The sequence below is a fragment of the Bacteroidota bacterium genome, assembly GCA_018831055.1.
In the GTDB taxonomy this organism is placed as follows: domain Bacteria; phylum Bacteroidota; class Bacteroidia; order Bacteroidales; family B18-G4; genus M55B132.
In genome coordinates, this window is sequence record JAHJRE010000002.1 from 57754 (window position 1) to 68289 (window position 10536).

Below are 10536 nucleotides of genomic sequence, written 5' to 3' on the forward strand. Positions count from 1 at the left end.
CAAAAATAAACCGGACTACTATGAAGATCATTTGCATCGGACGCAATTACCTCGATCACGCCAAAGAATTAAACAGTGCCATCCCCAAAGAACCTGTTTTTTTTCTGAAACCTGACTCTGCTCTCCTGATCCGAAACCGACCGTTTTATTACCCCGAATTTTCTCACGATGTGCATTATGAAGTAGAGCTGGTGCTGAAAATCAAAAGGGTCGGAAAAAACATCCTGGAAGAAAATGCCAACACTTATATTGATTCCATTGGCCTGGGAATAGATTTTACAGCCAGAGACATTCAACGTCAATGCATCAAAGAAGGACTACCCTGGGAAGTCGCAAAAGCCTTCGACCGCTCCGCTGTTATCAGCGACGACTTCATCCCCCGGGAAAACTTCAGTAACCTTGGGAAAATAGAATTCCATCTTAATCTGAACGGCATAACGGTTCAAAAAGGAAACTCAAGGGATATGATCTTTAATTTCGCTAAATTAATCGAACATGTTTCACGTTTCATGACACTGAAGATGGGAGATCTGATTTACACGGGGACTCCTGCGGGAGTAGGACCTGTAAAAATTGGCGACCGGCTTGAAGGCTTTATTGGCGCTGAAAAATTACTCGACTTTAAAGTGAAATAACCGACATTTGACCCCGGCTTATCGGAAAATCACTTCCTCAATTACTTGCTTTCCGATTTTTTTGTTGATCGCCCGTTGGATTTTTGATCTTAACATGTTCAATTCGTTTCGGAGTGCTGCCGAATCAAGGCTGACATACAAAATTCGGTTGTGAACGTAAAGATTTTTAGTATGTCTGGCAATCAGCTTCCCCGCTACTTCCTCCCATAAATGTACTACCTCGGTTTCATCCAGTTTTGCATCCAGCCGGTATGCCTGTAAAAGCTCTTTTATAACTTCCCCTAGAGTCTGTTCATTGGTTTTCCTGATCATGGCTTAATTCCCGTTAGGTATCTCACTCGCTTTACCGGCTTCGATCTCATATATCTTATGCTCTATGCGGGCACTTTGAAACAACTTTTCAATTCGCTGCTTTTGTGTGTCCGTAATAAACACCTGCCCGAAATTGTCATTTCCTACCAGTTCAATAATCTTTCCCACACGTTGGTCGTCCAGTTTGTCAAATATATCATCCAGAAGCAAAATGGGTTTGAATCCCTTGGTTTTTCTGGTATAATCGAATTGCGCCAGTTTAATGGCAACCACAAACGATTTTTGCTGGCCCTGGGAACCGAATTTTTTTATCGGATGACCCGTAATACGAAATTCAAGATCATCCTTATGTATCCCTGTGCTGGTATATCGGATCTGGATATCCCTTTCAACCGACTCCTTCAGCAATTCCTCCAGTGAATTATCATGAAGCTGCGAAACATAGCTGATATCCACCTCTTCCTTACCTCCTGAAACAAACTCGAAATAATGCCGAAACACCGGTATGAAATCGGAAAGAAATTCATTTCTTCTCCTGAAAATAAAATCACCGTGCTGGATCATCTTCATATCCCAGATTTCAAGAGAATCTGCATTAAAATAGCGCTTTTCCGCAAAATATTTCAGAAGAGCATTCCTTTGCTGTAATGCTTTATTGTAACTCATCAGGTTTTCCAGATAAATCCGGTCGAACTGCGAAATAACCGAATCAATGTATTTACGCCGGATATCGCTTCCATCGTTAATCAAATCCCTGTCGTAAGGTGATATCATTACCAGAGGAAACAAACCAATATGATCGGCAAGTCTGTCATAATCCTTCTTATTTAACCGGAACTGCTTCTTATGATTAAGTTGCTGAATACAACTTACCATATCTACTTTGCTAATCTCCCTGCTGTATAACCCGTGAATGGAAAAGAAAGACTGTTCATGCCTGATATTCTGTGTATCAACAGGATTAAAATAGCTTTTGCAAAAGGAAAGGTAATGTATAGCATCCAGGATATTGGTTTTTCCCACCCCGTTATTCCCTACAAAGCAGTTTATCTTCGGAGAAAAAGAGAGGTCTGCATCTTCGTAGTTTTTAAAATTACTGATATTCAGCTTTTGCAAATGCATTATGAAAAGGTTCTTATCTTGTCTGCAATTTTTTTCATTAGCCAGGATGGAGTGGAAGTTGCCCCGCTCACACCTATATTATTTTTGCCACTCAATGCAGCGGGATCAAGTTCCGACTCCGAAGAAATCCGGATACTCGCCGGATTGGCTTCACGGCAAACTGTAAAAAGGTATGCCCCATTGGAACTGTTTTTTCCTGAAACAAAAACAACCATATCGTGTGCTTTGGCAAATTTTCGCAGTCCTTCCACCCTGTTAGCGACCTTCCCGCAAATACTTCTGAAGATCACAACATCCTCGTTGTTGCACCTTGCCGTCTTATCTCTGATGATACCGGCAATAGTGCCATAGGCTTCTTTATCCATGGTAGTCTGGGAAAACAACCTGACCGGTTTATTCATATCAATTTTCACCAGATCTTCTATTTTTGACACAACAACAGCCCTCCCCTCAGCATGTCCTTGAAGACCAATCACTTCGGGATGAGCAGCTTTCCCAAATATTACTACCTGACCGTTTCTCTTTTCCATTTCACGGTAAGCTTTCCCGACCTTTTCCTGGAGCCTTATAACAACAGGGCAAGTGGCATCTTCGATAATAACTCCATGTTTGCCTGCATTGCGGTATGTTTCAGGAGGTTCACCGTGAGCCCTGATCAGTACCTTTTCCTCCTCTGCATCGGGAAGTTCCTCGTGATCAATGATCAACAGGCCTTTCCTGCGTAATCGTTCTGTTTCTTCCTCATTATGTACCAGTTCTCCAAGGCATAGCAATCGTCCTTCCTTTTCCAGGATGGATTCAGCACGCTCAATGGCAGCAACAACACCGGGACAAAAACCGGCATCCGGATCTATGTCCACCTTTATACTCATAAGGCATAAAATTACAAATAATAGGATTTGGAAAACCCTTTCGGCTGGAATAATCAAGATGGCAAATTACTTGGCTGCCTTTGCAAAATCAGATAAATTGGTGGTGATTGTAATGAAATTCGGAGATCCTGCCAGGTGGTACCTGGAACGGGAATAGCTAAAATGAAACTTTGAAATGCGTAGCCCAACACCCCAGGATAAGCCTACCGTTGAAGTTTTATTATCTACTTTGAGTTCCTGCCTGCGCTGATAATTGTAGCCAATCCTGAAGCTCAGGAAGTTTGTTATATTAAGTTCCCCACCAATAACAACATGACGCATGGCTTCATCCGCCGCTTTAACAATCCACGAATCTTCTTTCTTTACGCCTGTGATGGGATCTATGCTCTCTTCTTCTTTTACCGGATCGGTGTAACGAAGATCCCAGCGCTCCAGATGATTCAATAAAACCGAAAAACGGAATGGCAGATGCCTTAGCCCGGCCGACATACCGGCTTGAATCTCAAAGGGCAGGAGTTCATTATTGCTGCCATCATATGCCTTAAGTTGATAGCCGATATTCCTGACTATTAAGGATGCTGTAAACAATCCCTCCTCATCAATGTAAGAACCGGCAACATCCACTGCTAGTCCATATGATTTGTATTCGTCAAATCCTGAATAAATTACCTTTACATCTGACCCTATGGTGAAATGGGGATGCAATCGTCTGCCCCATCCGATATTTAATGCAAGCTCAGATGCAGTGAATTCACCCTGCTCGATACCACTGGCATCGGTCTTTGTGAAACGCCCGTAATTAATGAACTGCATGGTTCCTGCAAAGCTTCCTATTTTGTCAAAAGTGCGGGAATAAGCGGCAAAGCCATAATTGATCCCGGAAAAATAATCAATAAAACTAAGGCCGATATTGTTATTCATCTCCGGTGAGATCAGGGACGGATTATTCACTGCAAGCGTGATATCATGATCGTATATTGCCAGGAAGTTACCACCTAATGAAGCAACCCTGGCGGAATTGGGAAGATTAAGAAACTCAAAGGTATTGTCTCCTCCAATTTGAGAATATCCAGGGATAATATTCAGGAAAAATACCAGAATCAGTGCAGAACAATAGGTGTAGATACTTTTCACACGAGTCGTATTAAAGTTTGAACATAATTCACGGTATGCAAACGCAGGGTTTACATTAATATTATCATCCTTTTTAAAAGTCGTCACCGATTTTCCGGACTTCCCCCGAACCGCTCACAGAAGTAGAAATATCCGGTTCTCCTTTATAAAATACATTGCCGCTACCTGAGATGGAAACATCAAGTGATTCTTTTGCATAAACCTTACTTGATCCGGACCCGGAAATCTGGATATCAGCATCCTGGGAACGAAGATTGAGTGCATAACATTCACCGGATCCGCTGATATGAATATCAAGATCACGGGTACTTCCGGCAATATCAATTTCACCCGATCCGCTAATATGCACATCTACCCTTTTCATCGACAACTCCAACATCATCTGGCCGGATCCGCTAACACCGAGGTCAAGGTCCTCTCCCCTGATCTCCCTTTTTGTAACTACCGTGCCGGATCCACCGATTTCAATTCTGTCAACCTCCGGCATCTTCAGAAAAATGGTAACAGGTTCCGTATCCCAGGTACAAATATTACCGGCAGAAATATGAAGCATATTGCCTCTCACTTCTGTTTTAATAACATCCAAAACGTTTTCCTGAGCTTCAATTTTCATTTCCCATAATGAATCCTGCTCCAATACTATACGTGCATGAATTCCAAGGCTGACACCGGTAAAACCTTCAACATGCCGGTTTTCCAAAATATAATCTCCTGTTCCCCTAATGCTAACACAATCACATCCCATCAGGGTAAACATCAAGGCAGCCAATACAATGGTGAAAAGTTTAAGATTTTTCATATTCCAGGAATTTATTTGTACAATGATACAAAATTCCGGGTGAAAATCATCATGCGTTTTGCTTTCTAATGAGATTCAGAGCGCTCCCTGCTTTGAACCAGCCTATCTGATTTTCATTGTATGAATGGTTGGCTAAAAATTCCAGGGTTGTGCCATCGCTGTGGTTAAGCACAATTGTTAACGGCTTTCCCGGGGAAAAATCTTCCAGACCTTTAACATCAATCAAATCATCCTCGCGGATATGGTCATAATCTGCAGGATTAGCAAAAGTAAGGGCAAGCATCCCCTGCTTTTTCAGATTGGTCTCATGGATCCTTGCAAAGGAACGTACAAGAACAACCTGTGCTCCCAGGAACCGGGGTTCCATTGCTGCATGCTCCCTGGAAGAACCTTCTCCGTAATTCTCATCCCCAACAATAATAGTAAATACCCCATTTTTCTTATAGGTACGGGCCGACTCGGGAACCGTCATATATTCGTTAGCCAGCAAGTTCAAAACCTCATTTGTCTTACCATTATATGCATTTACGGCTCCGATGAGAAGGTTATTTGAGATATTCTCAAGGTGTCCGCGGTATCTTAACCAGGGCCCTGCCATGCTGATATGGTCGGTCGTACACTTTCCCTGGGCCTTGATCAACAGCCGTAAACCTTTCAGGTCATTCCCTTTCCAAGGTTCGAAAGGGGCAAGCAACTGCAGCCTTTCCGAATCCGGATCAACCTTGATTTCTACTTTGCTTCCATCGGAAGCAGGCTCAACATAACCGTTGTCTTTCACCTCAAACCCTTTTAAGGGGAACTCTATTCCCAGAGGTTCATCCAGTCTGACTTTTTCACCGTTTTCATTGATCAGCTCATCCTTCATGGGATTAAAATTCAGCGTTCCGGCAATAGCAAAAGCGGTCACAATCTCCGGTGATGCCACAAATCCGTGCGTATTGGGATTTCCGTCATTACGCTTGGCAAAGTTCCGGTTAAAGGATGTCATGATAGAGTTCTTTTCCTGTTTATCAGCATTATGCCGGGCCCACTGTCCGATACAGGGGCCGCAGGCATTGGCCAGCACAACCCCGCCGATTTTCTCAAAGACGCCAAGGTAACCATCACGTTCCACCGTATAACGCACCTGCTCCGAACCGGGAGTAACCGTATATTCCGACTTTACCTTCAGATTTTTCTCAAGCGCCTGCCGGGCTATAGAGGCAGCACGGCTAATGTCTTCGTAGGAAGAGTTTGTACATGAACCGATCAAACCTACTTCAAGCTTTTCCGGCCATCCGTTTTCTTTGACCTTTTCAGCAAACAGGGAAACCGGAGTGGCTAGGTCGGGGGTAAAGGGTCCGTTAATATGAGGTTCCAATTCGGAAAGATTGATTTCAATGACCTGATCGAAATATTCTTCAGGATGGGCATATACTTCAGGGTCAGCATTGAGGTGGGTTTTGATTTTATTTGCTTCCCTGGCAACATCTGAGCGTCCTGTGGCCAGAAGATATTCCTCCATTTTGCTGTCGTAACCAAAAATGGATGTAGTAGCCCCTATCTCGGCACCCATATTGCAAATGGTCCCTTTTCCCGTACAGGAAATACTCTCTGCCCCGGGTCCAAAATACTCCAGGATTGCCCCAGTACCGCCTTTAACAGTAAGGATTCCCGCAACCTTCAAAATCACATCCTTGGCGGATGTCCATCCGCTCAGCTTCCCTGTCAGTCTAACCCCGATAAGTTTGGGCCAGCGGAGTTCCCATGGCATGCCGGCCATCACATCCACGGCATCGGCACCTCCTACGCCTATGGCAATCATACCCAGCCCTCCTGCATTCACCGTATGCGAATCGGTTCCTATCATCATCCCGCCCGGAAAAGCATAATTCTCCAATACCACCTGGTGTATGATCCCTGCCCCGGGTTCCCAAAAGCCAATTCCATATTTGTTCGACACAGATGCCAGGAAATCGAATACCTCACGGTTGTTGTCCAAAGCCCTCGCCAAATCTTCCTTTGCACCTGTCTTAGCCTGGATGAGATGATCGCAGTGAACGGTTGATGGTACGGCAACCTTGTCCTTACCCGCCATCATAAACTGTAACAAGGCCATCTGAGCCGTTGCATCCTGCATCGCAACACGATCAGGATTAAAATCAACATAGGATTGACCTCTTTGATATGTTTCACTTGCCAATCCCTGCTCCAGATGAGCATACAATATCTTCTCGGTAAGGGTTAAAGGACGATTCACAATTTTTCGAGCAACGGCAAGCCTTTCCTCCAGTCCGGCATAAACTTTTCGGATCATCTCAATATCAAAAGCCATAATTTTCAATTATTAGACAGGTTAAACAAAATCTAAAGACATGACCATCTTCCGGTCAACTAATAAATACAATTTACATTGATTTTTGTTTAGTGCTGGTGCTTATTTCCCAACAGGTTTCCAGTCGGCATAATGGTCTGAAACGACAAAGCTTTTTGGTTCACTCGTGAAGTGCGCATCTGAATTGTAAGTCCAGCCAAGATATTCCGATCCTCCTGCATTTTCTGTTGTTATCAGGAAACGGTTGTCAAGGTGACCAAAATAATTGGCCTGGTCGCGGGGCCATTCATGATCACCACCACTGGGATCAACAGGTACCCATCCATAGTTGGGGAGATATACCTCCACCCAGCGGTGGAACACATCATCCATACAAACATCATCTCCCCTCACCACCACCGAACCCACGTACCGTGCCGGCAATCCTGCAGCCCTGCACATGGAGATGTAAACAAATGTATATTCGGAACAGGAACCGTTTCCGCGTTCAAGCACGGTTGGAGCAGTGTTCCAGCCCCCAACCATTTCATAGTACATATTGTCGATCAGGTGATGATAAATATTCCTTGCAATGCGATAAGGGTTTTTCTCATCGCCAACGCACTGCTTCAGTGCATCCTGAATAACGGGATGATTCATCTGGTATTTTTCATTATCACCAAGATACTTTTGTTTGACCTCTGCCGGAATATCTTCCAATGGACCAACCTTATCAGGAAAAATAAAATAACGTACCTCATAAATCTTTGCCCGTGTTATCATATCCCCTTCTCTTTTACCACCGGCCTCGATCCCTTCGAAATGGAAATGAGCGCAGTTCTGACCCGATGCATCGCTTACAACATCGTTGAACTTATTGCTGTGCGATATTTTCTCTATTATCTGATTGTCGCGGTCTTGTGGAATTGCCAGATAAATATCGGCAGTAAGTACTTTTCCCGGTCCGAAATTGGTAATCTCATGAGTATATGTTACTTCGGCATGACGTTCATTGGTCCTGCTGTAAAGATCATTATCCCTTACGGACAATTTAAATATTTTATCCTGTTCTGTGTCGGAAGCCCACAAGTATTGCCCGTCGTAACACAATCCAAGGGTGAAAGCACCCGGAGCTTCTGTGATCAAAAGAACTGTGCCATCCTCGGGATCTATCATGTATATTTCATCCCTGATCCTGTCGGAAGCCCAAAGATAGGTTCCGTCAAACGCCAGTCCTCTCGTATCCCCTGAAGGAGCTTTAAATGCTTTAATGGTGGTGCCATCGTCAGGGTTAAACTGAATTATTTCGTCAGAACCATTGTCGGCGCACCAAAGGTAGGCTCCATCCCAGGCTAATCCCCTGGGAGTAGAAGATGGCGATTGCACACTGTGCAGGATATTTCCTGTGGCCGGGTCAAGTTTGTAAATAATACCCTGGTAATTTTCGGATAACGGAAGCCCTCCTTTGACATCCGCAGCCCATAGATATTTGCCGTCCCAGGTAAGCCCTGTCGGCCAATATGCCGGTGACGGAATACTTCTCAACACTTCGCCGCTGGCCGGATTCAGGCAATAAATCTTTTTGTCTTTGCGATCCGCTACCCAAATATTCGTACCATCATATGCTATCCCTGTCGGGAACAGTCCCGGAGTTTTAAACGATTTCAATACCTCGCCGGTCCAGGCATCAGCCTCAAACCCGGAAAACAAATACATAACAAGGGAAATCCCAGCAAGAATGCTTCCCGAAATTCGTTTCATAACTATATGTATTAAAATTAATTATCGAGTAAACCCCGGCCGGTCTTCCTGATTTTTTTACTGGCACGAAACTCTTCCACCATTTTATCGAGGATGCCGTTAATAAAAAGTTTGCTTTTCGATGAACTGTAATACTTCGATATTTCTATGTACTCGTTCATGGTAACTTTAACCGGTATTGAGGGGAAATCAGTAAGTTCAACCAAAGCCATATTTATCAGCAGGATATCCATGATGGCAATCCGGTCAAGTTCCCAGTTTTTCGCCCTCTCGGCTATTAGCTCCCTGTTTTCATCAAAATGAAGAATGCTTTTCCTGAAAAGATCCAACATATATTTGCGATCATCAAGCTCACCTTCCGGCGTTTCTTTAAACAATTCCGGTAAGGGATGATGATCTGTCCAGGTCTCCTCAACAGCTTTGATCGTTTTCAGAACCATCATATTGGCCGTATAAAAATCTTCAAAAGACCAGAATATAGTTTTGTCTTCATAATATTGCTCGAGAAATTCGTAAGGAGCTATGATTTTCTTAATGATCTTCTGCAGTATCTCCTTATCGCTCTCATATCCGTTTCCCTTCGTCTCCATGAACTTTTTGAAGAATTTACCCTCCCGGGTCATGTTGTAAAGCTTACGGATCATTTCCTGTTCTTCCGACCAGTTGATTTTATACTTGTTGTAATAACGCTGATAATCCCTGTTATCGGAAATCTGCCGGATAAGCTTATTATCTATGAACTTTGTGTTTGGATTAAGCTCGTCTCGGGTAGGAAAATACTTTTTCTTGTTTTCTTCCGACCTTTTTTTGGCGAAATCGACAATCTCTATTAATAGCGACAGTTGATAAATATAAAGCTCGTAGAGCTTATCGATGCTTTTGATCAAGTGTTTTTCACCGGCGACAATGTCACTATTGCCCGACTGTATAAATGCATACAGTGATTGAAGTACTTTGGTACGAAGGTGCCTTCTGCTAAGCATGAATATGAAATGAACTGTTATGAGTCATTGGTTTGCAAAAGCAAAAATAAGAGAAAATGCATATGATTTGATGTATCGTTAAGATTAAATTTATGTTAATTCGAAAAAAACAGGGTACAATCGTTCTTTTTTGGTACTAATCAATGTGGAGTTGCGTAAAAAAGGCCTCCTATTTTTGTAACTTCGTAATCATATGCAGCAGGAAATCAGAAAAATCTTATTGCGGTACTGGGGATATCATGCCTTCCGTCCATTGCAGGAAGATATCATATTATCGGTGTTGGAAGGCAAAGATACACTGGCTTTGTTGCCAACAGGCGGGGGTAAGTCTGTTTGTTTTCAGGTTCCTGCCCTGGCCAGGGAAGGACTGTGCCTGGTGATAACCCCGCTAATTGCATTAATGAAAGATCAGGTAATTAATCTTAAGAACAAGCAGATTAAAGCAGCGGCAATATATTCCGGCATGCATTCGAGAGAAACGGAAATGATCCTCGATAATGCAGTTTACGGAGATCTTAAATTCCTGTACATTTCTCCTGAGAGGCTTGAAACCGAGGTGTTCAGAGAAAAACTTCTGCAAATGAACCTGAATATCCTGGCTATCGACGAAGCACATTGTATCTCC

10 protein-coding genes are annotated in these 10536 nt (G+C 43.4%); 2 read left to right on the top strand and 8 right to left on the bottom strand.

Going from position 1 to position 10536, the window contains the following annotated elements:
* Nucleotides 1-20 precede the first annotated feature (20 nt).
* Complete coding sequence (locus KKA81_00270) at nt 21-635, top strand: fumarylacetoacetate hydrolase family protein (protein MBU2649341.1); 615 nt, start codon at nt 21-23, stop codon at nt 633-635.
* A gap of 18 nt (nt 636-653) precedes the next feature.
* Here KKA81_00270 and KKA81_00275 read toward each other — a convergent pair whose 3' ends face one another.
* From KKA81_00275 to nusB, 8 genes are all read right to left on the bottom strand, one after another.
* Nucleotides 654-947 carry a DUF721 domain-containing protein gene (locus KKA81_00275; protein MBU2649342.1) on the bottom strand — a complete coding sequence of 98 codons (294 nt, stop codon included), beginning with the start codon at nt 945-947 and terminating at the stop codon, nt 654-656.
* A 3-nt stretch (nt 948-950) separates the two neighbouring features.
* Nucleotides 951-2069: a DNA replication/repair protein RecF gene (locus KKA81_00280; GenBank protein ID MBU2649343.1), complete on the bottom strand. Its 1119-nt coding sequence runs from the start codon at nt 2067-2069 to the stop codon at nt 951-953.
* Nucleotides 2069-2941 (bottom strand): 4-hydroxy-3-methylbut-2-enyl diphosphate reductase, encoded by an 873-nt coding sequence (locus KKA81_00285; protein ID MBU2649344.1) that lies wholly within the window; start codon nt 2939-2941, stop codon nt 2069-2071. The genes KKA81_00280 and KKA81_00285 overlap by 1 nt, the downstream gene beginning before the upstream one ends.
* 66 nt (nt 2942-3007) lie before the next feature.
* Nucleotides 3008-4075, bottom strand: coding sequence for a type IX secretion system protein PorQ (porQ, locus tag KKA81_00290; GenBank protein MBU2649345.1), 1068 nt, complete (start codon nt 4073-4075; stop codon nt 3008-3010).
* Nucleotides 4076-4148: 73 nt separating this feature from the next.
* Complete coding sequence (locus tag KKA81_00295; GenBank protein ID MBU2649346.1) at nt 4149-4874, bottom strand: DUF2807 domain-containing protein; 726 nt, start codon at nt 4872-4874, stop codon at nt 4149-4151.
* A gap of 49 nt (nt 4875-4923) precedes the next feature.
* Entirely contained in the window at nt 4924-7188 is a 2265-nt protein-coding gene (locus KKA81_00300) for an aconitate hydratase (GenBank protein ID MBU2649347.1), read from the bottom strand.
* Nucleotides 7189-7290: 102 nt separating this feature from the next.
* Nucleotides 7291-8883, bottom strand: coding sequence for a transglutaminase (locus KKA81_00305; protein ID MBU2649348.1), 1593 nt, complete (start codon nt 8881-8883; stop codon nt 7291-7293).
* Between the two features lie 62 nt (nt 8884-8945).
* Nucleotides 8946-9911: a transcription antitermination factor NusB gene (gene nusB / locus KKA81_00310; GenBank protein MBU2649349.1), complete on the bottom strand. Its 966-nt coding sequence runs from the start codon at nt 9909-9911 to the stop codon at nt 8946-8948.
* Nucleotides 9912-10104: 193 nt separating this feature from the next.
* On the opposite strand from nusB, the gene KKA81_00315 reads away from it, so the two are divergent.
* The coding region (locus KKA81_00315; protein MBU2649350.1) for a DEAD/DEAH box helicase at nt 10105-10536 on the top strand (432 nt) is incomplete at its 3' end.

Coding starts and splice junctions, on each gene's coding strand:
- KKA81_00285 (MBU2649344.1), bottom strand. CDS start 2,941: ATGAGTATAAAGGTGGACATAGATCCGGATGCCGGTTTTTGTCCCGGT.
- KKA81_00280 (MBU2649343.1), bottom strand. CDS start 2,069: ATGCATTTGCAAAAGCTGAATATCAGTAATTTTAAAAACTACGAAGAT.
- KKA81_00295 (MBU2649346.1), bottom strand. CDS start 4,874: ATGAAAAATCTTAAACTTTTCACCATTGTATTGGCTGCCTTGATGTTT.
- KKA81_00275 (MBU2649342.1), bottom strand. CDS start 947: ATGATCAGGAAAACCAATGAACAGACTCTAGGGGAAGTTATAAAAGAG.
- nusB (MBU2649349.1), bottom strand. CDS start 9,911: ATGCTTAGCAGAAGGCACCTTCGTACCAAAGTACTTCAATCACTGTAT.
- KKA81_00300 (MBU2649347.1), bottom strand. CDS start 7,188: ATGGCTTTTGATATTGAGATGATCCGAAAAGTTTATGCCGGACTGGAG.
- KKA81_00305 (MBU2649348.1), bottom strand. CDS start 8,883: ATGTATTTGTTTTCCGGGTTTGAGGCTGATGCCTGGACCGGCGAGGTA.
- KKA81_00270 (MBU2649341.1), top strand. CDS start 21: ATGAAGATCATTTGCATCGGACGCAATTACCTCGATCACGCCAAAGAA.